21 protein-coding genes are annotated in these 22570 nt (G+C 68.4%); 11 read left to right on the top strand and 10 right to left on the bottom strand.

Going from position 1 to position 22570, the window contains the following annotated elements:
• Nucleotides 1-93: 93 nt before the first annotated feature.
• Complete coding sequence (locus tag LFM09_RS18815; protein WP_414097772.1) at nucleotides 94-2841, bottom strand: BTAD domain-containing putative transcriptional regulator; 2748 nt, start codon at nucleotides 2839-2841, stop codon at nucleotides 94-96.
• A 76-nt stretch (nucleotides 2842-2917) separates the two neighbouring features.
• On the opposite strand from LFM09_RS18815, the gene LFM09_RS18810 reads away from it, so the two are divergent.
• The gene (locus LFM09_RS18810) at nucleotides 2918-3388 is read left to right on the top strand and encodes a hypothetical protein (RefSeq protein ID WP_414097771.1); all 471 of its coding nucleotides are present in this window, start codon (nucleotides 2918-2920) and stop codon (nucleotides 3386-3388) included.
• Here the strand turns inward: LFM09_RS18810 and LFM09_RS18805 are convergent.
• Nucleotides 3385-3768: a cupin domain-containing protein gene (locus tag LFM09_RS18805; RefSeq protein WP_414097770.1), complete on the bottom strand. Its 384-nt coding sequence runs from the start codon at nucleotides 3766-3768 to the stop codon at nucleotides 3385-3387. The two genes, LFM09_RS18810 and LFM09_RS18805, sit on opposite strands and share 4 nt — an antisense overlap.
• 52 nt (nucleotides 3769-3820) lie before the next feature.
• Between LFM09_RS18805 and LFM09_RS18800 the strand changes: the two genes are divergently transcribed.
• Nucleotides 3821-4804 carry a GlxA family transcriptional regulator gene (locus tag LFM09_RS18800; protein WP_414097769.1) on the top strand — a complete coding sequence of 328 codons (984 nt, stop codon included), beginning with the start codon at nucleotides 3821-3823 and terminating at the stop codon, nucleotides 4802-4804.
• Here the strand turns inward: LFM09_RS18800 and LFM09_RS18795 are convergent.
• The 5 genes from LFM09_RS18795 to LFM09_RS18775 form a co-directional block, all read right to left on the bottom strand.
• Nucleotides 4743-5816 (bottom strand): GrpB family protein, encoded by a 1074-nt coding sequence (locus LFM09_RS18795; RefSeq protein WP_414097768.1) that lies wholly within the window; start codon nucleotides 5814-5816, stop codon nucleotides 4743-4745. The two genes, LFM09_RS18800 and LFM09_RS18795, sit on opposite strands and share 62 nt — an antisense overlap.
• 38 nt (nucleotides 5817-5854) lie before the next feature.
• A complete protein-coding gene (gene ligD / locus LFM09_RS18790) occupies nucleotides 5855-6709 on the bottom strand; it encodes a non-homologous end-joining DNA ligase (RefSeq protein WP_414097767.1) in 855 nt (284 codons plus the stop codon).
• 19 nt (nucleotides 6710-6728) lie between these two features.
• Nucleotides 6729-8174 (bottom strand): non-homologous end-joining DNA ligase, encoded by a 1446-nt coding sequence (gene ligD / locus LFM09_RS18785; protein WP_414097766.1) that lies wholly within the window; start codon nucleotides 8172-8174, stop codon nucleotides 6729-6731.
• Nucleotides 8175-8999 carry a Ku protein gene (locus LFM09_RS18780; protein ID WP_414097860.1) on the bottom strand — a complete coding sequence of 275 codons (825 nt, stop codon included), beginning with the start codon at nucleotides 8997-8999 and terminating at the stop codon, nucleotides 8175-8177.
• Between the two features lie 130 nt (nucleotides 9000-9129).
• Nucleotides 9130-10107, bottom strand: a complete 978-nt coding sequence (locus tag LFM09_RS18775; protein WP_414097765.1) for a tyrosine-type recombinase/integrase — start codon at nucleotides 10105-10107, stop codon at nucleotides 9130-9132.
• 378 nt (nucleotides 10108-10485) lie between these two features.
• On the opposite strand from LFM09_RS18775, the gene LFM09_RS18770 reads away from it, so the two are divergent.
• From LFM09_RS18770 to LFM09_RS18755, 4 genes are read left to right on the top strand one after another with little or no spacing between them, the layout of a single operon-like run.
• Nucleotides 10486-11151: a hypothetical protein gene (locus LFM09_RS18770; RefSeq protein WP_414097764.1), complete on the top strand. Its 666-nt coding sequence runs from the start codon at nucleotides 10486-10488 to the stop codon at nucleotides 11149-11151.
• The gene (locus LFM09_RS18765; RefSeq protein ID WP_414097763.1) at nucleotides 11148-11642 is read left to right on the top strand and encodes a DinB family protein; all 495 of its coding nucleotides are present in this window, start codon (nucleotides 11148-11150) and stop codon (nucleotides 11640-11642) included. The genes LFM09_RS18770 and LFM09_RS18765 overlap by 4 nt, the downstream gene beginning before the upstream one ends.
• A gap of 15 nt (nucleotides 11643-11657) precedes the next feature.
• The gene (locus LFM09_RS18760) at nucleotides 11658-12458 is read left to right on the top strand and encodes an LLM class flavin-dependent oxidoreductase (RefSeq protein ID WP_414097762.1); all 801 of its coding nucleotides are present in this window, start codon (nucleotides 11658-11660) and stop codon (nucleotides 12456-12458) included.
• A 36-nt stretch (nucleotides 12459-12494) separates the two neighbouring features.
• Nucleotides 12495-13289 carry an LLM class flavin-dependent oxidoreductase gene (locus LFM09_RS18755; protein ID WP_414097761.1) on the top strand — a complete coding sequence of 265 codons (795 nt, stop codon included), beginning with the start codon at nucleotides 12495-12497 and terminating at the stop codon, nucleotides 13287-13289.
• Here LFM09_RS18755 and LFM09_RS18750 read toward each other — a convergent pair.
• Nucleotides 13278-13838: a TetR/AcrR family transcriptional regulator gene (locus LFM09_RS18750; RefSeq protein WP_414097760.1), complete on the bottom strand. Its 561-nt coding sequence runs from the start codon at nucleotides 13836-13838 to the stop codon at nucleotides 13278-13280. The two genes, LFM09_RS18755 and LFM09_RS18750, sit on opposite strands and share 12 nt — an antisense overlap.
• A 10-nt stretch (nucleotides 13839-13848) precedes the next feature.
• A complete protein-coding gene (locus tag LFM09_RS18745; RefSeq protein WP_414097759.1) occupies nucleotides 13849-14724 on the bottom strand; it encodes an SDR family NAD(P)-dependent oxidoreductase in 876 nt (291 codons plus the stop codon).
• A 129-nt stretch (nucleotides 14725-14853) separates the two neighbouring features.
• Between LFM09_RS18745 and LFM09_RS18740 the strand changes: the two genes are divergently transcribed.
• On the top strand, nucleotides 14854-15372 hold the full coding sequence (locus LFM09_RS18740) for a cadmium resistance transporter (RefSeq protein WP_414097859.1): 519 nt from the start codon (nucleotides 14854-14856) through the stop codon (nucleotides 15370-15372).
• 30 nt (nucleotides 15373-15402) lie between these two features.
• On the top strand, nucleotides 15403-18330 hold the full coding sequence (locus LFM09_RS18735) for an NACHT domain-containing protein (protein ID WP_414097758.1): 2928 nt from the start codon (nucleotides 15403-15405) through the stop codon (nucleotides 18328-18330).
• Between the two features lie 181 nt (nucleotides 18331-18511).
• Here LFM09_RS18735 and LFM09_RS18730 read toward each other — a convergent pair whose 3' ends face one another.
• The gene (locus tag LFM09_RS18730; protein WP_414097757.1) at nucleotides 18512-19456 is read right to left on the bottom strand and encodes a helix-turn-helix transcriptional regulator; all 945 of its coding nucleotides are present in this window, start codon (nucleotides 19454-19456) and stop codon (nucleotides 18512-18514) included.
• A 53-nt stretch (nucleotides 19457-19509) separates the two neighbouring features.
• Between LFM09_RS18730 and LFM09_RS18725 the strand changes: the two genes are divergently transcribed.
• The 3 genes from LFM09_RS18725 to LFM09_RS18715 all read left to right on the top strand — a co-directional run bounded on the left by LFM09_RS18725 (nucleotide 19510) and on the right by LFM09_RS18715 (nucleotide 22564).
• A complete protein-coding gene (locus tag LFM09_RS18725; protein ID WP_414097756.1) occupies nucleotides 19510-20595 on the top strand; it encodes an epoxide hydrolase family protein in 1086 nt (361 codons plus the stop codon).
• 3 nt (nucleotides 20596-20598) lie between these two features.
• A complete protein-coding gene (locus LFM09_RS18720) occupies nucleotides 20599-21345 on the top strand; it encodes a ZIP family metal transporter (protein ID WP_414097755.1) in 747 nt (248 codons plus the stop codon).
• 292 nt (nucleotides 21346-21637) lie between these two features.
• A complete protein-coding gene (locus tag LFM09_RS18715) occupies nucleotides 21638-22564 on the top strand; it encodes an isopenicillin N synthase family dioxygenase (protein WP_414097754.1) in 927 nt (308 codons plus the stop codon).
• The last annotated feature ends 6 nt before the right edge of the window (nucleotides 22565-22570 follow it).

Genomic DNA, 22570 nt, shown 5'->3' with positions numbered 1-22570 from the left:
TGCTGCGCCGCCACCCCAACGAGGTGGCCGAGGACGACCTGTGGACGTTCATCGCGCACCGCCGGCTGCCGGCGTGGCTGTGGTGGCGGCGGATCAAGGCCCGAGTGCGGCGAGTTCCGCGCGCACCGCGGTCTCGGTTACGCGGTTGCGTTGTCCCAGGGCTCGCCGCAGCGCGTCTTCGAAGTGCGCGCGGGCCTGGACGAGGTCGCCTTCGGTCTTCGCGATGCGGCCCCGTTGCACCGCGATGTGGCAGCGCATCTCGTCCGGCCCGTACCAGCCGCCGGGCGTCAGTTCCCACGCCTTGTCGCACTCCGCGTAGGCGGTCGCGCAGTCACCGGTGAGACGGGCCAGCTCGGCGAGCCCGAGATGCCCGCCCGCCTGCACGGACGTCGCTCCGGCACGGCGCGCGAGGGTGAGCGCCACGTCGAAGTCGGTCTTCGCCCGCTCCCGATCACCCGCGGCCAGCCTCGCCTGGGCCTGGCCGATCATCGCCTCGGCGGTGTCCTCGGTCGCGCCGAGCTCGTCGAGCAGGTCACGCGCCCGTCCGATGTGGACCAGGGCGCTCGCGGCATCGCCTTCGGACAGCGCGATCTCGCCGAGCTGGTTGAACGCCAGCGCCGCACCCCACCGGTCACCGATCCGTTCGAACGCCGCGGCGCCCTGCCGCAGCAGCTCCTGGCCACGGGCCTGGTCACCTTCCATGCGGGCCACGAGGCCGTCGCCCACGAACACGAGCGCCGCGCTCCACGGGTCGTCGCCGAGCAGCCGGTTCCGGCGCTCCCACACCTGCGAGTCGTTCTCCGGCGCACCCAGCGCCATGCCCCACATCATCGTCATGATCGGGTAGCGCGGCGGCTCCCGCAGCTCGGCCAGCAGCTCGTCGGCCTGCCGGATGCGCCCGGTCTGGTCGCCGGTCGCGACCGGCCACGCGATCAGCAGACACATCGCGTACTCCTGCATGTATCCGTGCGGAACTGTCTCTCCGCACGCGTGCAGCACGGCGTTGGCCTGATGCGCGGCCTCGGTGCGCAGGCCACGGCACCAGTAGTAGGTCGCGAGCGCGGCGACGAGCTCCAGCGCCAGCCCGACGTCGTTCGCGGTGGCCCACGTGACGGCGGCGACGAGGTTGTCGTGATCGGCCGCGAGGTCGGTGAGCCACTCGACCTGTTCGCGCGCACGCAGATGCGGTTCGGCTTCCTGCGCTCTCGCGAGGAACCAGCGGGCGTGCTCGTCACGCAGGTCGGGTGCGTGGGTGGCGCAGAACGCGCGGATGGTGTCGAGCATCCGGTACCGGTCACCGACGACTTCGACGAGTGACTTGTCCACCAACGAGGACAGGGTGTCCCCAGCGGGATCCAACACTGCGGACTCGCACACGGCCGTGACGGCGTCGAGCGACGCACTGCCGTGGAAGACGGTGAAGCGGGCGGCGAGGTCGCGTTCGGCGTCGGTGAGCAGGTCCCAGCTCCACTCCACGACGGCGTGCAGCGTGCGGTGGCGAGGAGCGGCGGTGCGGCTGCCCTTGGACAGCAACCGGAACCGGTCATCGAGCCTGGCCGCGATCTCGGTGATGGGCAGTGACCGGACGCGCGCGGCGGCCAGTTCGATGGCGAGCGCGATCCCGTCCAGGCGCCGGCACACCTCGGCGATCACGGCGTGCTCGGCGGTGAAGCCCGGTTTGACGGCCTGCGCGCGGTCGCCGAACAGCCGGACCGCGGCCTCCTCGTCGAGCGCGGTGACCGGGCTCAGCGTCTCGCCGGTGATGCCGAGCGGCTCCCGGCTGGTCGCGAGCACCCGCACGTCCGGACAGGCGGCGAGCACCGTGCCGAGCACGCGGGCGGCGTGGTCGATGACGTGCTCGCAGTTGTCGACGATCAGCAGGATCGTCCGGCTGGCCAGCGCGGCGCGAAGCCTGTCTTCAACGCTGACCGGCGCCGCCAGCAGTCCGGCCTCCCGCACCCCGACACCGTCGAGCAGCGCCCGTGCCACGTCGGTCGTCGCGCTGAGGTCGACGAACGCGACCTCGCCCGGTTCGCGGTGGGCAACTTCGACGGCCAGGCGGGTCTTGCCGGTGCCGCCGGGCCCGATGAGCGTGACCAGGCGGTTCTCGCCGAGCCACTTGGTGACGCGGCGCAGGTCCTCGTCGCGGCCGACGAAGCTGGTCAGCTGCGCCGGCACACCCCGGTGCGGCGCCTCGGCCTTGAGGACCTCCAGGTGGGCGGCGGCCAGGTCAGGGGAGGGGTCCACACCGAGCTCGTCGGCCAGCAGCGCGCGACCCTGCGCGAACACCTCCAGCGCCTCACTCTGCCGGCCGTCGCGGTGCAGGGCCCGCATCAACGCCGCCCGCACGTCCTCCCGCAGCGGATGCTCGGCAAGCACCTGGCGCAGGTCCGTGGGGGTCCCGCCGGAAAGTGCGCAGTTGATGAACACTTCTGACAGCCGCTGCCGCGCCGCGTCCGCGAAGGGCGCGTCGACGCCGGCCAGCGCCTGGCCACGCCACAACGACAGCGCGTCGGCACCCCGGCCGGCGTCGAGCAGCTCCACGCACTCCAGATAGTCCACTTCGGACGGATCGCAGACCAGCCGGTAGCCGGCGGGGTGGTGCTCGATCACCAGTCCCGGCACCGTTTTGCGCAGCCGCGAGACCTGCGACTGCAGCGCGTTCGCCGCACCCGCGGGTGGCTCGGCGTACAGCCCGTCGAGCAGTCGGGCGTGACCGACGATCTGCCCGGCGTCCAGGGCGAGCATCGCGAGCAGGGCGCGTTGCCGGGGCGCGGCGACCGTGATCACCGTCCCCGACTCGTCCCGCACCTCGACCGGCCCCAGCACCCCGAACCACACGGATCGTGATTCTTCCGCACCGCGACCACCGATATCGCGTTGTCAGCACACCCGACCGATTGCTACCTATTCGCTCGTGTCTGTGTTCGTGTGTGTGGAGTGCGGCAAGCCGCTGACCGAGGACGTCCTCGCGCTCCCGGAGATGCCGCAACGCCCGCACCACACCGGTGAGCACGGCAACTACCGGGCCACGGCGACCGTGCCTCGTGGCCGGTACGCGATCGACCCGGAGCCGTTCGGCGCACCGTTCGTGCCGTCGTCAGAGGACATGCCGTGCTACCGCGGCGGCAGCCTCTACATGTACGACGAGAACGACCACGACGTCTGCCTGAGGTCCGACGGGCCGCGCGACACCTACGTGCTGCACCCGCAGGACGCGAACCTGGTCTCCATCTGGCACCGGGGCTCGTGCCACGGCATGAGCCACTTCCCGGAGGGCTGGAACAAGGCCTGCGCGTGCGGCGCCGTCGTCGGCGAGGAGATCAGCGAGTGCTACACGCACTACGAGCTGCACCTGGACCCGGCGAAGGTGCGCCGCCGCGACTAGAGCGCGTGTCCCGTCGTGGCGTCCACATGGTCCGGGATCTCGTCGTGCTGATCCCCGACGGTCAGCGTCCCGGTCGGCTCGAACAGCAGGATCGACGCCCCATCGGCGGACGACGGCTTGTGGAACGTCCCGCGCGGCACGGTGAACACCTCACCCCGCCCCAACACGACGGTGCGCTCACCGGAAGCCTCCCGCAACCCGATGCGCAGTTCGCCGTCCAGCACCAGGAAGAACTCGTCGGTGTCCTCGTGGACGTGCCAGATGTAGTCGCCGACGACCTTGGCGACGCGCACGTCGTAGTCGTTGACGTGGGTGACGATCCGAGGGCTCCACACCGCGTCGAACGAGGCCAGAGCCTTATCAAGAGAGATGGGGTTCACGAGACAAGCCTCGCCGCTAGCGCACCCCGAACGTGAGTGCTAGGAATCGCACATGTCGCAAGAATCCTCGCACCGGGTGGTCGTGATCGTGGACGAGAACTCCAACCCGTTCGAGCTCGGCTGCGCGACCGAGATCTTCGGCCTGAGCCGCCCCGAGATCGGTCGCGACCTCTACGACTTCCGGCTCTGCTCACCCGAACCGGACACGCTCATGCGCGACGGGTTCTTCACCCTCACCGGAGTGGCGGACCTTCAAGCGACTGATCACGCCGACACCCTCATCGTCCCCAACCGGCCCGACATCGACACACCCCGCCGACCGGCCGTGCTCGACACCATCCGCCGCGCCCACGCCCGCGGCACCCGCCTCGTCGGGTTCTGCAGCGGCGCCTTCACCCTCGCCGAAGCCGGAGTCCTCGACGGCCGCCGCGCCACCGCCCACTGGCAGTGGGCAGAGAACTTCCGCACGAGATTCCCCGACGTGCAGCTCGAACCGGACGTGCTGTTCGTCGACGACGGCGACATCCTCACCGCCGCCGGCAGCGCGGCCGCCCTCGACCTCGGCCTGCACATCGTCCGCCGCGACCACGGCGCCGAGATCGCCAGCGCCGTGTCGAGAAGGCTCGTCTTCGCCGCCCACCGCGACGGCGGGCAACGCCAGTTCGTCGAACGGCCCGTGCCCGACCTGCCCGACGAGTCGCTGGCCCCCGTGATCGCCTGGGCCCAGGAACGCCTCGACACCCCGCTCACCGTCGCCGGGCTGGCGGCACAGGCCGCGGTCAGCCCCGCGACACTGCACCGCCGCTTCCAGGCTCAGCTCGGCACCACACCGCTGGCGTGGCTCACCGCCGAACGCATCACCCTCGCCCGCCGCCTCATCGAGCTCGGCGAGACCCGCCTCGACGTCGTCGCCCGACGCACCGGACTCGGCACCACCGCCAACCTCCGCGCCCTGATGCGCCGCGAGACCGGCCTCAACCCCTCGGCGTACCGGCGCAGGTTCGGACCTCGGCCGACTCCAGCCCCCGCAGAATGAGCCGCTCCACCACCCGCGTCTTCGCGTCCGCGTAGTCCTGGCCCCGCCCCCACGTCCGCGCCGCCAGCTCCCGCTTCACCGCCTCGTACTCCGCCCGCGCGTCCGCATCCGCCCGCAGCAGGTCCCGGAACACCAGCATCCGCTCCACGTCCTCACACGCGGGGGAGTAGACGTGCAGGTTCACCTCCGGACCGTGATCCTTCAGCAACCGGTGCGCGTACCAACCCGGCTCCCGCAACCGCAGGTAGTAGCCCGCCTCCACCAACGCCGGCACGTACGCGTCCTCGTCGGCAGAATCCGGCACCACCAGCACGATGTCGATCAGCGGCTTCGCGGCCAGACCGGGAACCGAGGTCGAGCCGACGTGCTCCAACCGCAGCACCTTCGAGCCGAGCGCACCCCGGATCCGCGCCTCCTGCTTCGCATACCAGGCAGGCCAGTCCGGGTTGTGGTCCTCCAGCGTGATCCGCACGTTCCCCACCTGCGACGGCGTCACGTACTCCACATCGCTCGGCAACGGCGACCCGACATACGCCCGCGCCAGGATCTCCAGCACCACCGCGCTCTTGGCCCGCGCGTAGTCCTGCACCCGCTCCCACTCCCGCGCCGCCAGCTCCCGCTTGGTCCGCGCGTACAGCTCACGGTCCTCGACGTTGGCGCGCAACCAGTCACGGAACAACAGATGCCGCCGCACCTGCGCACACCCACGCCCGAACACGTGCAGGTTCACGTTGGTGTCCGGCCCCTTGAGAATCCGGTGCAGATGCCAGTCGTCCTCCCGCACCTGCACCCAGTACCCGGCCGACTCCAACGCCGGCACATACGCCGCCTCGTCGTCCGGATCGTCGACGACCAGCAGCAGATCGATCACCGGCTTCGCACACAACCCCGGCACCGACGTCGACCCGACGTGCTCCAGCTCCGCACCCGGCAACACCGACAGGACCCTGTCGCGTTCACGCTGGTAGAGGCCCGGCCAGGCAGCGTCGTAGTCGGCCAGCTCGATGTTCATCACGTCCCCCAAGGACCTGTAGGCAGTCGGCCAGAATATCAACTGCCGAACAGATCACCCGCGGAATCCACCCGCTCCAGCACCTCGTCCGCCGTGAACACCAGATCCTCCGGCACCTGACAGTCCTCGACCTCGTCCCACGTGATCGGCGTCGACACCGTCGGCCGCTCCCGAGACCGCAGCGAGTACGGCGCCACCGTCGTCTTCGCCGGGTTGTTCTGCGACCAGTCGATGAACACCTTCCCGGTCCGCTGCGCCTTCGCCATCGTCGCCACGACCAGCTTCGGATCCTCCTTCGCCAGCCGCTGCGCCACCGCCTTCGCGTACTCCGAGGTGTCCTTCGCCGGCGCGTACGCATACACCTGCATGCCCTTGTTGCCCGACGTCTTCGCCCACGAGTCCACACCGTCGTCATCGAGCACCACACGCACCTGCTCCGCGACCCGGCAACACTCCACCACCGTCGCCGGCGCACCCGGATCCAGGTCGAACACCAGCAGATCCGGATCCCGCTTACCCCCGCGCGGCCCCACCGTCCACTGCGGCACGTGCAACTCCAGCGCCGCCAGGTTCGCCAGCCACACCAACGTCGCCAGCTCGTCCACCATCACGTAGTTGACGGTCTCGTTGCCCTTCGAACTGCCCGGCGACTCCAGCCGCATCGTCCGCACCCAGTCCGGCCGGTGCTCCGGCGCGTTCTTCTCGAAGAACCACTTCCCGTCCACACCGTTCGGATACCGCTTCAACGTCACCGGCCGGTCCTTGAGATGGGGGAGCAGCACCGGCGCGATCCGGGTGTAGTAGTCGATCACCTCGCCCTTGGTGAACCCGAACTCCGGATACAGCACCTTGTCCAGATTGGTCAGCTTGAGGATCCGGTCCTCGACTTTCACTGTGACTTCTTTCGGGGCATCACTCGACAACGCGACGCACCTCCTCAGGCGTCTTGTCCGGACGCAGCCCCCGCCACGCCGGAAACCGCATCCGCCCGTCCGGCGTCCACTGCCGGAACACCACCTCCGCCACCAACTCCGGCTCCACCCACCTCGCGCCCTTCGACCGCTCCCGCGGCATCTCCGTCACGAACGGCGACGACTTCCGCGCCAACGCCTTCAACCGCGGCGTCAACACCGCCAGCTCCGCGTCGTTGAACCCCGTCCCCACCGAACCCGCGAACGCCAGCCCGCCGTCCTGCGGAATACCCAGCAACAACGCACCCACCACACCCGCACGCTTGCCTTCACCCATCCGCCAGCCGCCGATCACCACCTCCTGCGCCATCAGGTCGGTGATCTTGCGCCACACCGGCGACCGCATCCCCGGCTGATAGGCCGAGTCCAGGCGCTTCGCCACCACACCCTCCAGCCCCTGCTCCCGGCTCGCCGCCAGTACCGCGGCGCCATCGGTGTCGTAGGACGGGGGAGTGAGCCAGTTCGGGCCCTTCAGCTCCAGCTCCCTGAGCAGCTCACGACGCTGCCGGAACGGCAGCTGCAGCGTCGATCGACCGTCGAGGTGCAGGAGATCGAACAGAAGAAGGGTGATGGGGTAGAGCCTCGCGGCCCTGCGCGCGGCCTCCGCCTTGCTCACATGCATCCGGTTCTGCAACGCGCTGAAGCTGGGCCGGCCGTTCTGCAACGCGACGATCTCACCGTCCAGAAGCGCTTCAGTGGAGCCGAGCTGCTCGCCGACGCCTTGGAGCTCGGGGTAGGCGACCGTGATGTCGTTGCCCAGACGCGACCAGGCCTGCACCCGGCCGCCTTCCACACGCAAGATCGCCCGGACGCCGTCCCACTTGAACTCATAAGCCCAAAGATCATCATCGTCCTGGGGGAGGGGACCGGGCACCGCCAGCATCGGCTTCAGCAGCTCAGGCAACATCTTCCAGTCCGGACGCGCCGGAGCGTGCCGACGCTTCATCATCCAGTTCTTGCCCTCGTTGCCCGAACGGAAGAACACGAACTGCCCCTGCACACGGTGACCGTGCAAGATCACATCGACCTCGCGGTCCGACCACTTCACCGTCTCGTAGCGACCGCGATCCCAGATGAACATCTCGCCGCCGCCGTACTCACCCTTCGGGATCTCCCCGGAGAACTCGGCGTATTCGAGCGGGTGATCCTCCGTGTGCACAGCAAGCCGGATGACATCCGTCGTAGGCGGCAAACCCTTCGGCACCGCCCACGACACCAAAACCCCATCACGCTCCAACCGCACATCCCAATGCAGGCTGCTCGCGTGATGCTCCTGAATCACAAACGTGTCGTTGTTGCCCCGAGGCAGCTCATCCGCAGCTGCGGGCACGGGCTCCGGAGTCCTCCCCGGATCCCGCTTGCGCCGGTACTCGTCGAGCCCGGCCATCTACGCCGACGAGGCCTTCTTCTTCGGCGGAGCCTTCTTCGTCGTGCTCTTACGCCCGGCCTTCGCCTTCTCCACACTGCGCTCCAGAGCCGTCATCAGATCGATGACATCGCCCTTCTCCTCGGCCTCAGGCTGCTCGGGCAACTCCGCACCCTCCGCCTTCGCCGCGATGACCTTCTCCAAAGCGTCCCGGTAGTCGTCGGTGAACGTGTCCGGATCGAAGTCCCCGGCCATCGACTCCACCAACGACGTCGCCATCTTCAGCTCCTGCGGCCACACCTCGACGTTCTGGTCCAGGAAGTCGAACTCCGCCTTGCGGATCTCGTCCGGCCACAACATCGTGTGCATCACCAGCACGTCATCACGCGCCCGGATCGTCGCCAGCGTCTCCTTCTGCCGAATCGTGATCTTCACGACCGCCAGCTGACCCGTCTTGACGAGAGCATCCCTGAGCAGCACGTACGGACGCGCAGCCGCCTTGTCCGGCTCCAGGTAATAAGTCTTCTGGAAGTAGATCGGATCGATCTCCTCCGCCGGCACGAACTCCAGGACGTCGATCGACTTGTCGGTCTTCACCGGCAACTTCTCGAAGTCCTCGTTCTCCATGATCACCATCCGGCCGTCGTCCAGCTCATAGCCCTTGGTGATGTCGCCGTACTCCACCTCTTCGCCGCACACCGAACAGACGCGCTTGTACTTGATGCGCCCGCCGTCCTCCCGGTGCACCTGGTTGAAACGGAAGTCGTGCTCCTCGACAGCCGTGTAGAGGCGCACGGCGATCGTCACCAACCCGAAGGAGATGGCCCCACGCCACACGGATCTCATTCTCATTGGGTACCCCTGAAATGCGGTTTTCGCACTATCAGGTCACCCACTCGGCCTAACGATCCGGCAACAGGGCGACCCCCGGCTTGTGGTCTGTCAGCCGAGAGTGCCGCATCGTGGTCAAGCCTGGCTAGATGTCTTTGAGCGCCCGATACGTCCGATTGCTCGCCACCGCGGCACGGCGTTCCCTTGCCGTCGCCTCGATGTAGTTCTGACTCGTCGCCAGACTCGCGTGGCCCAGCAGCGCCATGATCTCGCTCGCCGACGCGCCGTCCTCGGCCAAACGGGTGGCGAAGGTGTGCCTCAGGGCGTGCAGGTTTGCTCCGGTCGGCACACGGTCGTTCAACCCGGCCCACCTGAAGCACGACTTCACCAGGTACTCCAGACCGCCCCTGCCGATGGGCTCACCGTGCCGATCCCTGAGCAACGCGCTGTCGCGGTCGAAACGGCCCTGCGGGAAACGGGACCTGCAGCTTTTCAGGTACGCATCGACGATGCGTTCCATCGGGGGCTCGATGGGGACACTCCTGTCCCGGTTGCCCTTGCCCTTCACGTGCAGCCTGCGGTCACCCTCCCTGCCGACGATGCTCGCCAGCGTCAGCGTGCGCATTTCCGCACTTCGCAGGCCTGCGACCAGGCCGAGCGCGATGACGAGCACGTCCCGTTCGGGCCACGGGTCACGCCCCTTCCTGGCACCTTCGGCCGCGGCCGTCAGGAGCTGTTCGGGCGTGTCCTCGCCCCTGAGCGGCTTGGGGACCAGCGGAGGGGTCTTCGGGCGTGCGACGGCACCCATCGGGTTGCCGGCGATGAGGTCCTCGGCCACGCAGAACGTCAGGAACTGGTTCCAGGTCGACCAGGCCCGCAGCACCGAGCTCTTGGCGTGGGTGTCGGCGAACAGCCCGAAGGCCTGGCGGAGGTTGGCCCCGGTGAGGTGGGTGATCGTCAGGTCCTCGACGGGGGAGAGGAGTGTCTCGGCCAGGAGTGTGTTCACGCCGGAGAGATCGCGCTGGTAGGCCGCCGTTGTGTGCGGCGAGTCCTTGCGCGTCCGGCGAGCGAGGAAGAAGGCGTCCTGGGCGGCGAGCACGTGCATATGGATCTTGTACCGCACAGCACCGACAATCCCGTGTTCCGTGCTGGATAATGGCGATTATGCATGAAATGTCCGTTTCGCCGGATTGCGGACGGGCACTGGACCAGGTGGCGTCACTTGTCGGGGATCGTGAGCGTAATGAGCCCACTGTGCGTACGTCTCACTGACGAGTCGTCGGTGTCGACCGCGCTCCGACATCGCCGGTGTTTGGAAGTTGTGGCGTCTGCAAGTGCGGCCAGCCTGCCCGCTGGAGGTGCTTGCAGACGCGTCAACAAGGCCGTTTCAGCCCCTTCTGAGGTGATCTTCGCAGGTCACCTGTTTTGCCGATAATCTACATTATGTCAAGTAACGCGGATCCGGCCTTGCTGGAGGGCCTCTCCTGCCATGCTCGGCGGCATGTCTGACTGGGGTCGGTTCCTGGAGTGCGTGCCGTGGTTCGTGGAACCGGGACAGAGCGTTGAGGTCGGCTCCGCTTCGTCCTGGACGCGTGGACCGCTGCCTGGCTTGCCTCGGCTGTCCGCTCTGCTGAGTTCTGCTCGTGTGACGCCGGTGTCCGTGGCGGGCCGTTCGTACGAACTTCTGGCGTGGGGTTCTGACGGTTCGTGCTGTGGATGGCTCTGTGAGACGCCTCAGGACGCCGGTTCGGAGTTCCCCGATGCGTTGCGCCGGTTCTGGGGCTTGTTCGGCGGGACTGTCGAGCAGTTCTACGGGCCGTCGACGCTCTGGCTGAACCAGAACGAGGTGCTGACGGTGTCCGCGGCCGGGACGGCGGTTGCCGACGTCATCGTCGACTACAGCTGGGCCTGGGAGGACGAGGGGCTGCCGGTGCCGGTCGAGGAGATGCGGGATTACGTCACCGTGGCGATAGAGGCCAACGGGAACCTCACGGCCGCGCACCGCGAGACCGGGCGTCTTGTGCTGTTTGCGCCTGACCATTCGTTCGACGCCGTGTCGCCGTTGCGTGGTTGTCCTGAGTATTCGTTGTACTCGTTCGACGAGTTGCCGGACTTGGCGTCGTGGATCGAGTCGTGTGCCGGCGCCTGGCAGGCTTGGGTCTCATGATCGATGAATTCGCCAAGGAGTACTTGCACAGCGATCTGCGGGAGCTGCGCGAGGTGATGGTGTGGAAGCTGGAAGGTCTGTCCGAAGAGGACGTGCGCCGGCCGTTGGTGGCGAGTGGGACGAATCTGCTGGGGTTGGTGAAGCACCTCGCGTTGTCGGAGTCGCGGTACTTCGGTCTCGTGTTCGGGCGGCCGTTTCCGGAGCCGATGCCGGCGTGGGACGACCCCGAGGCGCGTGGTCAGAGCATGTGGGCGGCCGAGGACGAGTCGCGTGAGGACGTCGTTGAGCGGTATCGGCGGGTGTGGGCGCATTCGGATGCGACGATCGCGGCTCTTTCGGTGGACTCCCCCGGGTTTGTGCCGTGGTGGCCGCGTCCGGACGTGATGTTGTTCAACGTGCTGGTGCATGAGCTGACCGAGACGGCTCGGCATGCGGGGCACGCGGACATCTTGCGGGAGCAGATCGACGGTGCGACAGGTGAGGGTCGGTGAGGCAGACTCCCCCGCATGCGTTTTGCGATCTACGTGCCCTGTTACGGCGACACCTATGGGGATCCGGCGGTGTTGTGTTCTCTTGCCGTGGAGGCGGAGGCGGCTGGGTGGGACGGGTTCTTCATGTGGGACCACGTGGTGGCGCAGCCTTTGGTGGCTGATCCGTGGGTGACGTTGGGGGCGGTGGCGGCGCGGACGTCGCGGATCACGTTGGGGCCGATGATCACGCCTGTCCCCCGTCGTCGGCCGTGGAAGCTGGCGCTTGAGGCGTCGACGTTGCAGCGGTTGTCGGGTGGGCGGTTGGTTCTTGGTGTGGGGATGGGGGTGCCTCGGGATTTCACGTCGTTCGGTGAGGCGTCGGATGCGCGGTCGCGGGCGGCGCGGATGACCGAGGGTGTGGAGTTGGTGCGGAAGTTGTTGTCGGGTGAGCCGGTGGAGCATCAGGGGGCGGTGTTCGAGGCTTCTGGGGTGCGGTTCGCGCCGGTGGAGGTGCCGGTGTGGACGTCGGGGATCTGGCCGCGGAAGGTGCCGTTCCTGGCTGCGTCGCTGGCGTCGGGGTTGTTCCCGATCATTCAGGACGGGTCGGGTGGGTTCGCGGTGGCCTCCCCTGCTGACGCGGCTCGGATGAAGACTGATTTCGTGTCTGCTGGTGGGCCTGCTGATGGTGATCTGGCGATCTGGGGTGGCGGGGCGCGGCCGTCGGCGGCCACGGTGTCGGAGTACGAGGACGCTGGGGCGACGTGGTTGTTGCTGGACGGGTGGAAGGCGTCGCTGGAGGAGCTTCGTTCGTACATTTCCGCTGGTCCGCCGCGTTAGAACGATCTTGTCGGGGGTGCTTGCGACACTCGGGGCATGCGCTATGCGATCTATGTTCCGAATTTCGGTTCGTCGCTCGGTGACCCGTCGGTGCTGGTTTCGCTCGCCGTGGAGGCGGAGGAGGCCGGGTGGGACGGGTTCTTCCTGTGGGACCACGTGGTTCGGCCGGATGAGACCGTCCTGGCTGATGTCTGGGTGACGTTGGGTGCGGTGGCCGCGCGTACTTCGTCGATTCGGCTGGGGCCGATGGTGACGTCGCTGGGGCGTCGGCGGCCGTGGAAGGTGGCGTTGGAGGCGTCGACGTTGCAGCGGTTGTCCGGTGGGCGGCTGGTGCTGGGGGTCGGTGCGGGGGTGCCTGATGACTTCGTGCCGTTCGGTGAGCCGGCCTCGCGGGCGGAGGCGCTCTCGGAGGGCGTCGAGCTGTTGCGGGCCTTGTTGTCGGGCGAGGTGGTGGAGCACCGGGGGCCGTTGTTCCAGGCGTCTGGTGTGCGGTTCGCGCCGGTGGAGGTGCCGTTGTGGATCGGTGGGAACTGGCCGCGTGAGGTGCCGTTCCGGGCGGCGGCGCACGGTGCGGGTGTGGTGCCGGCGACGTTCGTGGACTACGAGTTGGTGCGGATCTCCCCCGATGACGCTGCTCGGATGAAGGCGGCGTTCGTGGCTTCCGGTGGGCCGGCTGATGGTGATGTGGCGATTTGGGGTGGCGTGTTGCCGGAGGAGGTGAAGGAGTACGAGGACGCCGGGGTGACGTGGATGTTCACCGATGGTGGTGCGTTGTCGTTGGAGGAGCTGCGGTCGTATGTGGCTGCTGGTCCCCCGCGTTCAGGCGCTTAGGCCGCGCAGCAGGGTGTCGAGGTAGCGGCGGGCGGTGGGTAGCCGGTCGTCGGGTCCGTCGCTGTGGACGTAGGTGGCGTAGGCGACGCCGCACATGAGTGGCACGAGGTCGCGGTCGTCGAGGTCGGGGCGGACGGTTCCGGCTTTGCGGGCGCGTGCGAGCAGTTCGGTGCCGGTGGCGATGATCTGCTGCTTGAGTTCGGTGGTGCGTGGCAGCACGTCTTGCGCGGTGGCGGCGACTTTGGCGAGTGCGGGGTCGCTGACCTGGGCTTCGACGAGCCTGGTGAGGAAGCCGGAGAAGGCGTGCCAGGCGTCGTCGTCGCGCAGCGCCTTGTCGCCGTGGTCTGCGATCGCTTCGAGGCAGGGTGTGGCGACGGTTTCGAGGAGTGCTTCGGTGGTCGGGAAGTGCCGGTAGACCGTGCCGACGCCGAGTCCTGCGCGGCGGGCGACGTCGTTGAGCTGCAGCGGGGTGCCTTCGTCCACGAGCTCTCGGGCGACGGTGAGGATGCGGTCCCAGTTGCGGGCGGCGTCCTTGCGCAGCGGCGTCATGCCTTCCAGCCTAATTGGATATCTGATCCGGAACGTGGCTGAGCGGCGCGTGCCGCTCACTCAGTCTGCGCACGGCGGCGACCACCAGTGGGTCGGTCGCTGCTTTCATCGGTGCCGCGGGTGCTCCGTGGTCGTCGATCAGCAGGCCCGTCTTTCCGGCGAGTGCCTCGTCGGTGGCGGCGATGATCGACGACCGTGCCGCCGTCTCGGCGGTTTTGGAGTCCAGCTGCTTGAACCTGCGCCGCACCAGCGGCCAGAGCAGCCGCAGCGCCGGTGAGACGATCTTCGGGTTGCGCAGTGAGTCCTTGGTCATGGTGGTGTTCGCTCCCCCGGGATCCGCGGCGAACACCGACACGCCACTCCCCTCCAGTCGCTGGGCGAGGTCGAGCGCGTAGGCCTGGTTGGCGAGCTTGGCGCGTCCGTACCAGTGGAACCCGTAGTACCCGCCGGGAGGCTCGACCTGGTCGAACACCTTCTTGGCGAGCACTGCCGCTCCTGAGGTCACGTTCACGACCCGGCTGGGTGCGCCGGTTCGGAGCACGGGCAGCAGCAGCTCGGTCAGCAGGTACGGCGAGAGGTGGTTGACCACGAACGACGCCTCGACGCCGTCGAAGTCCGTGCGGTTCTCGAACATCGCCCCGACGTTGTTGACCAGCACCGCCAACTCCCCCTCGGCGGCGATCTTCTCGGCCAGTGCCCGCACGTCGCTCAGTGAGGCGAGGTCGGCCCGCAGGAAGCGTGCGGGCTCCCCGATCTTCTCGACGGCCCGTGCCCCGCGTTCGGCATCGCGTCCGACGACGGTGACCGCGTACCCGGCGCGGGCCAAGCCCTTCGCCGTCTCGAGTCCGATGCCTCCGGTTCCTGCGGTAACCACTGCCCTGCGCACCAAGACCACCTCAATTCGGATAACCGATCCGCTTCATTCCGACGGTAGCACACATCCGGATGGGCTATCCGTTTCAACCTGCGCGAGAATGCGGCGGTGGATCTTGGGGTGATCGGCCAGGCGGCGGGCATGTTCGCCGTGACGAACGTCGACGACCTGGTGATCCTGGCGTTGTTCTTCTCGCGTGCCCGGTCGGTCTGGCAGGTGGTCGTGGGCCAGTACCTGGGTTTCGCGGGCATCCTGGCCGTCGCGGTGGTGGGTGCCCTGGGCGCGTCCCTGCTACCGGAGCAGTTCAGGCCGTGGCTGGGTTTGATCCCGCTGGCGCTGGGTCTCAAGGCCGCGTGGTCGCTGTGGCGCGACTCCGACGACGATGACGAACCCGCCGCCGCTCCCGGCATTCTCGCGGTCGCTGGGGTGACGCTCGCGAACGGCGGCGACAACATCGGCGTCTACGTCCCGGTCTTCACCGTGGCGGACTCGTTGTGGGTGTACGTCGTGGTGTTCCTGGTGCTGGTCGGCGTGTGGTGTCTGGCCGGGTGGTTCCTGGCGTCACGTCAGGTGGTGGCGAAGGCGCTCGCGAAGTGGGGTCACATCGCGTTGCCGGTGGTGCTGATCGTGATTGGGCTGTTGGTGTTGTTCTCGGGATGAGCGGGTGCCCGGTCGTGTAAGACACTTCGGGTGCGAAAGAGGTACAGCTACACCGAGGCCGTGAAGATCCTCGGAGGCAAGGAGCACCCGGCCGTCGCCGCCCTGGACAAGGTGCTGGGTGGTGCGCTGCTGGCGGGTTCGCTGGGGCTGTGGCAGGTCCTGGACCTCTTCGACGCGAAGCCGGACTTCACGCGGTTGTTCTCCGAGCTGGCCGCGAAGGTGTCGGAGAAGCGACGCGGTCTGAGCCGTTTCGATCGCACGCAGCAGTTGCACGCCGCTCACGCCGTGATCGTGGTGACGGCGTACTTCGAGGCGTTCCGCGAGCTGGAACTGCCGTTCGTGTTCACTCCCCAGGACGACGAGCACGTCCTGCAGTTCTCGCCGTTCGACCTCGGCCTGCCGCTCCCCTCCACCAGCCGCCCGTACGAGCAGAACCTCAAAGAGATCTACGAGTTCTACCGGGACCTCATCTCCGACACCCAGACGCTGATGGAGTCGCTCGCGCAGTGGGACCGTCTCAACGAGACCGAACAGGACCGGCTGCTGAGGTCGCTCGACCCGCTGGCCGACCGGGCGCTTGAGCGGTACCAGGAGTTGTTCCGGCGGCTCGCGGCGGAGTTCCCCGAGGTCGCGTTCTGGTGCTCGATCGAAGACCACCGAGCGACTCGCGCGGCACTGGCCCGGCTGGAAGACGTGCTGCGGGAGACCACTACCGATCTCACCGCCGACGCGCGGCTGGCCGAGCTGGCCGGGGTCTACCGCGACGCGTTGAGCAGGCCGTTGGTGGTGTCGGCGGACCTGAGAGTCCCGACGCTGGGTGAGGCCTACGTCGACCCGCGGTTCCAGTTGCTGGAACCCACCGACCATTCCACGGTGCCCTCGATGGCCGAGTCGTGGCGGCACGTGCCGGTGCGGGCGGACCTGTACGGCTGTCTGGTCGGCCATTTGACGTCGATGAAGGCGTTGAACGCCCCGTTGCTGGTGCTCGGCGACCCGGGGTCGGGCAAGTCGGTGCTGACCGAGATGCTGGCGGCACGGTTGCCGGCCTCGGACTTCGCCGTGGTGCGGATCGAGCTGCGGACGACTCCTGTCGATGCGGACCTGGTGCGGCGGGTCGAACACGGGCTGCATCGGCTGTTGGACGAGCGGGTGAGCTGGGCCGAGTTCTCCCGCACCACCGGTGGTGCGGTGCCGCTGGTGATCCTGGACGGCCTCGACGAGCTGATGCAGGCGACCGGGGTGAGCCAGACCCGCTACCTGACGGTGATCGAGGAGTTTCAGTCGAAGTTGCTGGCGAAAGGTCGGCCGGCGATCTTCGTGGTGACGAGCCGGTTGAGCGTGTGTGCGGGGTTGGAGCTGCCTGAACAGTCACACGTGGTGCGGTTGCTGCCGTTCTCCGACGAGCAGGTGCGGCAGTGGCTGGACGTGTGGAATGCGAGCAACCCGCCGTTGTCGGCCGAGGTGGCGTTGTCCTATCCGGATCTCGCCGCGCAGCCGTTGCTGTTGCTGATGCTGGCGTTGTACGAGGCGGTGGACGGGTCGCTGCGGCGCGATCACGAGTCGCTGAGCCGGGGACAGCTCTACGAGCGGCTGCTGGAGCGCTTCGCGCGGCGTGAGGTGGAGAAGTCCTGGCCCGACCTCAGCGAGGCCGATCTGCGGCGTGAGGTGGAGTCCGAGCTGGAGCGGTTGTCCGTGGTCGCGCTCGGGATGTTCAACCGTGGCACGCAACAGGTGGCCGAGCACGAGGTGACCGCCGACCTGGCCGGGCTGATCGGGATGGGGTCGCCGAACCGGTCGGCCGGCACGCGCACTCCCCTGTCGGCCGGTGAGGCGGTGCTGGGGCGGTTCTTCTTCGTGCAGAAGTCGGAGGCGATCAGGGAGGATCGGACGACGCTGCGGACCTACGAGTTCCTGCACGCCACGTTCGGCGAGTACCTGGTGGCGCGGTTCGTGTGGGAGCGGCTGCTGGACCTGCAGCGCGAGGACGCGGCCCGGTCGCGCCGCAAGTCCACTGTGGACGACACGGAGCTGTACTCCGTGCTGTCGTACATGGCGTTCACGACGAGCAAGCCGGTGCTGGACTTCCTGCAGGAGTTCGCGGCGAGGGCGGATCGTGAGGCGTTGTTCGACCTGGTCGTGCGGTTGATCGCGGCGCGGGACGAGACCCGGTCCTCGCGTGGTGACTACGCGCCGGTGTCGCTGCCGGATTCGGTGCGGGACGCGAAGTACTCGCTGAACCTGGTCGTGCTGGCGATCGTGTTGCGGCGCACGGTGTACGCGCTTGATCTGGGGTCGGGCGTGAACGACTGGCAGCGGCTGGCGTTGTTCTGGAAGTCGCGGCTGCCGTCGAGCGAGTGGTCGAGCGTCGTGCGGGGGCTGTGGTCGGTCCGGGACGCCGAGCGGCATTTCGGACTGTCGCTGAACAGCCGTGAACGCCAGGTGGAACCGGGATGGCTGGTGATGGCGGAGCCTTACGTGACGCTGGACGAGGTCGCGCTGAGGTTGCGCGACGCGATCACTCCGCTGGCGTCGCGGTATCCGCTCGAGGTGACGGCGTTGTTGATCAGGCTGGCGGCGACACCGGTCGAGAGGTGCGTGCCTGATCTCGACCGGTTGGCCAGGGTCCTGCCTGCGGAGGAGATCTCGGACCTGATCTGCGCCCGGCTCGGTCGTGGTGGGGACGACCTGGCCCTGCTCGATCTGTGGGTCGGCTGGGCGAAGACCGTGCGCAACGCCGAGGTGCTCGACGCGTGGCTGCGGTTGCACGAGGGCGGCTTCCCGTTCTCCGCTGGACAGACCTACCCCACCGTCAGCGCGATGCTGCCGCTGCACGGGGGCGCGAAGTGGCTCGCGGCCAGGCCGGACCTGGTCAAGCGGGCCAGGTCGGCCGCGGCCGAGTTGGGTCTTGAATGGCCTCTGAGAGAGACCGGGCGAGCGCGGCGAGATCGTCTTCGCTGAGGTCGCGCTCCCCCACCCTGCGCAGGATCTCGGTGCGGGAGCACACGACGACCGCGCCGAGGTGTCCGCCGAGTTCGGCGGCGGCGACGATCTCGGTTGTCCCGTTGTGCACCACCAGGACGGGGTCAGGGGTCTCGGTGTAGAGCAGGCGCTCGATGTCCCGTCCGGTGATGGCCATGCCTCAGTCTTCTACGGCGCGGGCGTAGCGGGCCGCAAGAGTGCGAACGTGTTCGACCAGTTCCGGTGGTGAGGTGACGTCGAAGTCGTAACCGAGCATGCCGATCCACACCGCGAGGGTTTCCACCGAGTCGGCGCCCGTGACGAGTACGCACGACGAGTCGTCCACGGCCTCGACGGTGCCGACGGCGGCGTTGATGCGGGCGGCGACGGCTTCGGCCGGTGCGCGGACGAGGACGCGGGCCTGGAAGCGCCAGGCGGCTGAGGTCACCCGTGACGCGACGTGGGTGGTGGCGTCGAACTCGCGTGGGGTGAAGCGCGGGCCGTGAGGTGGTACGGGCTGGGTGATGCGGTCGACGCGGAAAGTGCGCCAGTCTTCCTTGTCGACGTCCCAGGCCACGAGGTACCAGCGGCGGCCCCAGTTGACGAGGCGGTGCGGTTGCACACGGCGGCGCGACGGGGTGCCATCGTGGGCGTTGTAGTCGAAGCGGATGGTCTCGCTGTCGCGGCAGACGGTGGCCAGGACCGTGAGCAGTTCGGGGTCGATGGCGGGGGCCGGTGAGTCGCGGGGCACGGACTCGACGGTCTGCAGTGCGGAGACGCGGTGGCGCAGGCGGGACGGGAGGACCTGTTCGAGTTTGAGCAGGGCCCGCAGGGAGACCTCCTCCAGGCCGGTGACCGGGCTGGTGCGCAGGGCGACGGCGACCGCGACGGCTTCGTTGTCGTCGAGCAGTAGTGGGGGTAGTTCGGCGCCGGCGCCGAGGCGGTAGCCGCCGAACGAGCCGGTGGTGGCGTTGACGGGGTAGCCGAGCTCGCGCAGGCGGTCGACGTCGCGGCGGACCGTGCGCGGGCTGATCTGCAGTTCGTCGGCCAGTTCTGATCCTTGCCAGTCGCGGCGTGACTGCAGCAGGGCGAGCAGGCGGAGCAGGCGGGCCGAGGTTTCCAACATGGACGAAGACTTTAGGACAGGAGGTGGCCACAATGGTCAATAGCCTGGGGGCTATGACGGAGATCAGGGAATTCCACATCGCAATCGACGAGGCCGACGTCGACGAGCTGCTGCTCCGTTTGGCGCGGACGCGGTGGACGGACCAGGTGCCCGGCGCCGGGAACCGTTACGGCGACGAGGTCTCGGCCGTGCAGGAGATGGCGCGGTACTGGGCCGAGGAGTTCGACTGGCGGGCGGTCGAGGCCAAGCTCAACGCGTTCCCGCAGTTCATCACCGAGATCGACGGCACCGACGTGCACTTCCTGCACGTGAAGAGCACGAACCCGGACGCGCGGCCGCTGCTGATGATCCACGGCTGGCCGGGGTCGGTCATGGAGTTCGTGGACGTCATCGAGCACCTGCGCGGTGAGTTCCACCTGGTCATCCCGTCGATCCCGGGGTTCGCGTTCTCCGGGCCGACGAGGGAGACCGGCTGGCACTCGGGGCGGGTGGCGCAGGCGTTCGCGACGCTGATGGCGCGGCTGGGCTACGAGCGCTACGGGGTGCACGGCAACGACGCCGGCTCGATCATCGCGCCCGAGGTCGGCCGGGTGGACCCGGAGCACGTGGTCGGTGTGCACGTCACGCAGATCTTCTCGTTCCCGTCGGGTGACCCGGCGGAGATGGAGGGCCTGACCGAGGACGACTACCGCCGCCTCGGGGTGTTGCAGGACTTCTACGAGAATCTGTCGGGCTACTCCAAGCTGCAGCAGGCGCGGCCGCAGAACGTCGCGTTCGGACTCGCCGACTCCCCCGTCGGGCAGCTGGCGTGGACGATGCAGCTGATGGGCGAACCGGCCGTCACGAAGGACTTCCTGCTCGCGAACGTGTCGATCTACTGGTTCACCCGGACCGCGGGTTCCTCGGCGCGGCTGTACTACGAGGACGCGCACCGCGAGAACCCGCCCAGCGAGCCGACGACGGTGCCGATGGGAGTCGCGATCTTCCCGGACGACTTCCAGACCATCCGGCGCTTCGCCGAACGCGATCACCACAACCTGGTGCACTGGTCGGAGTTCGAGCACGGCGGTCACTACTCCGGGCACGACGCGCCGGAGCTGCTGGCCGGTGACCTGAAGGTGTTCTTCGCGAAGATGTAGCCCGTGCCCCAATGGGTTGAAGCGGGATTGTGGGGATTGGCAGGCGGCGGCGCGCTCGTGCTGGGCGCGCTCGTCGCCTGGTTCCTGCGCGTGCCACGCGACGTCGTCGCGGTGGTGATGGCGTTCGGTGCCGGGGTGCTGACCGCGGCGGCGGCGTTCGAGCTGATGGACGAGGCGGAACAGACCGGCGGACTGCTCGCCACGTCCGTCGGGTTCCTCGGCGGCGCGCTGGGGTACGTGCTGGCGAACATCGTGCTGGCGCGGCACGGTGCCCGGCACCGCAAGCGCAGCCGCAACCAGCCGTCCGAATCCGACCAGGCCGGCAGCGGCACGGCCATCGCGGTCGGCGCGCTGCTGGACGGCGTGCCCGAGTCCGTCGTGCTGGGTGTCTCGCTGCTCGACGGCGGTGTCGGGGTGGCGATGCTGGCGGCGGTGGTCATCTCGAACGTCCCGGAAGGACTGTCCAGCGTCGCCGGCATGAAACAGGCCGGCCGCGGCGCGCGGTACGTGTTCGGGGTGTGGGGCGCGATCGCCGTCGTCAGCGGGGTCTCCGCGGCGCTGGGCAACCTGCTGCTCGACGACGCGTCACCACAGCTCATCGCCGTGATCACGGCGACGGCGGCCGGGGCGATTCTGGCGATGATCGCCGACACGATGATCCCCGAGGCCTTCGAACGCGCCCGCCTCTACACCGGACTGTGCACCACCGCCGGGTTCCTCACCGCCTTCGTGGTGGAGCGACTGGGATAGGTCACCGGCGCGTGCCCGCGAGCCGGGCCTGACATTCCTCAGTGGTGGAACGACTGGTCAGTTCACCGGCCTGTGCCCGCCAGCGGCGGCCTGACCACTTCGTGGTGGAACCACTGAACTGGACCAGAGGCGCGTGCCCCGCGAGCCGCGGGCCTGAGCACGCTCGTGGTGGAACCCACTGAACTGGACCAGAGGCGCGTCCCCCGCGAGCGGCGGGCCTGAGCACGCTCGTGGTGGAACGACTGGGCCGGTTCACTGGCGCGGCCTCGCCATGGGCGGTAGGAGTGCAGCCATGGGTGTTCCGCTGGTGGACTTGACCGGGTGGTTCGACGGCACAGGCCGCGAGGAGGTCGCGGCGCGCGTCGACGCGGCGTTGCAGGACTACGGGTTCCTGCTGATCACCGGGCACGGCGTGCCGGGCGAGCTGCGCGACCGGGCGCGTGCGCTGACACGCGAGTTCTTCGCCCTGCCGGCGGAGGAGAAGCAGCCCTACGCCGTGCGCACCGGCGGCCGCGGCTGGCTGCCACCCGACGAGCAGGCCACCGGCCGTGCCGACGGCGCCATGGCTCCCCCGGACCTGAAGGAGACGCTGGCGTTCGGCTCGGACGACCCCGCCGGCGGCGACCCGTTCTTCTTCCGCCCCAACGTCTTCCCGTCCCAGGTACCGGACCTCGAACCCGTCGTGAACGAGTACGTGCGACGCATGCGCGCGCTGGCCGACGAGCTGCTGACGATCTTCGCCGTCGCCCTGGGTTCGCCGGAGGACCTGTTCACGCAGTACACCGGCAAGTCCTCGTACACGCTCAACGTCAACCACTACCCGCCGCTGCGCCAGGTCGGCCCCGCGGGTCCCGGCCAGTTCCGCATCGGCGAGCACACCGACTTCGGCACCGTGACGATCCTGGACCGTCAGCACGGCGTCGGCGGCCTGCAGGTGCGCAACGCGGCCGGCGTGTGGGAGGACGCGCCGTTCGACCCGCGCGCCTTCACCGTCAACATCGGCGACCTGATGGCCCGCTGGGTCTCCGACCGGTGGCGTTCGACCCCGCACCGCGTCCTGCCCCCGGACGCGTCCGCGCCCGACGAGGACCTGGTGTCGCTGATCTTCTTCTACAACACCGACGCCGACGCCCGGATCGCCTCACTGGACGGCAAGTACCCGGAGGTGGGCGGCGGTGAGTACCTGCGCGCCAAGCTCGACGCCATCTCCATCGGCTAGGCCGCG

This window comes from Lentzea alba (assembly GCF_047445655.1).
Taxonomy (GTDB): Bacteria; Actinomycetota; Actinomycetes; order Mycobacteriales; family Pseudonocardiaceae; genus Lentzea; species Lentzea alba_A.
This window is presented reverse-complemented; position numbering and strand designations above follow the sequence as displayed.

Excerpts from the sequence above, each read along its gene's own strand:
- LFM09_RS18800 (WP_414097769.1), top strand. The coding sequence starts at position 3,821 with ATGTCGCAAGAATCCTCGCACCGGGTGGTCGTGATCGTGGACGAGAAC.
- LFM09_RS18795 (WP_414097768.1), bottom strand. The coding sequence starts at position 5,816 with ATGAACATCGAGCTGGCCGACTACGACGCTGCCTGGCCGGGCCTCTAC.
- ligD (WP_414097766.1), bottom strand. The coding sequence starts at position 8,174 with ATGGCCGGGCTCGACGAGTACCGGCGCAAGCGGGATCCGGGGAGGACT.
- LFM09_RS18780 (WP_414097860.1), bottom strand. The coding sequence starts at position 8,999 with ATGAGATCCGTGTGGCGTGGGGCCATCTCCTTCGGGTTGGTGACGATC.
- LFM09_RS18770 (WP_414097764.1), top strand. The coding sequence starts at position 10,486 with ATGTCTGACTGGGGTCGGTTCCTGGAGTGCGTGCCGTGGTTCGTGGAA.
- LFM09_RS18765 (WP_414097763.1), top strand. The coding sequence starts at position 11,148 with ATGATCGATGAATTCGCCAAGGAGTACTTGCACAGCGATCTGCGGGAG.
- LFM09_RS18760 (WP_414097762.1), top strand. The coding sequence starts at position 11,658 with ATGCGTTTTGCGATCTACGTGCCCTGTTACGGCGACACCTATGGGGAT.
- LFM09_RS18755 (WP_414097761.1), top strand. The coding sequence starts at position 12,495 with ATGCGCTATGCGATCTATGTTCCGAATTTCGGTTCGTCGCTCGGTGAC.
- LFM09_RS18750 (WP_414097760.1), bottom strand. The coding sequence starts at position 13,838 with ATGACGCCGCTGCGCAAGGACGCCGCCCGCAACTGGGACCGCATCCTC.
- LFM09_RS18740 (WP_414097859.1), top strand. The coding sequence starts at position 14,854 with ATGTTCGCCGTGACGAACGTCGACGACCTGGTGATCCTGGCGTTGTTC.
- LFM09_RS18730 (WP_414097757.1), bottom strand. The coding sequence starts at position 19,456 with ATGTTGGAAACCTCGGCCCGCCTGCTCCGCCTGCTCGCCCTGCTGCAG.
- LFM09_RS18725 (WP_414097756.1), top strand. The coding sequence starts at position 19,510 with ATGACGGAGATCAGGGAATTCCACATCGCAATCGACGAGGCCGACGTC.
- LFM09_RS18715 (WP_414097754.1), top strand. The coding sequence starts at position 21,638 with ATGGGTGTTCCGCTGGTGGACTTGACCGGGTGGTTCGACGGCACAGGC.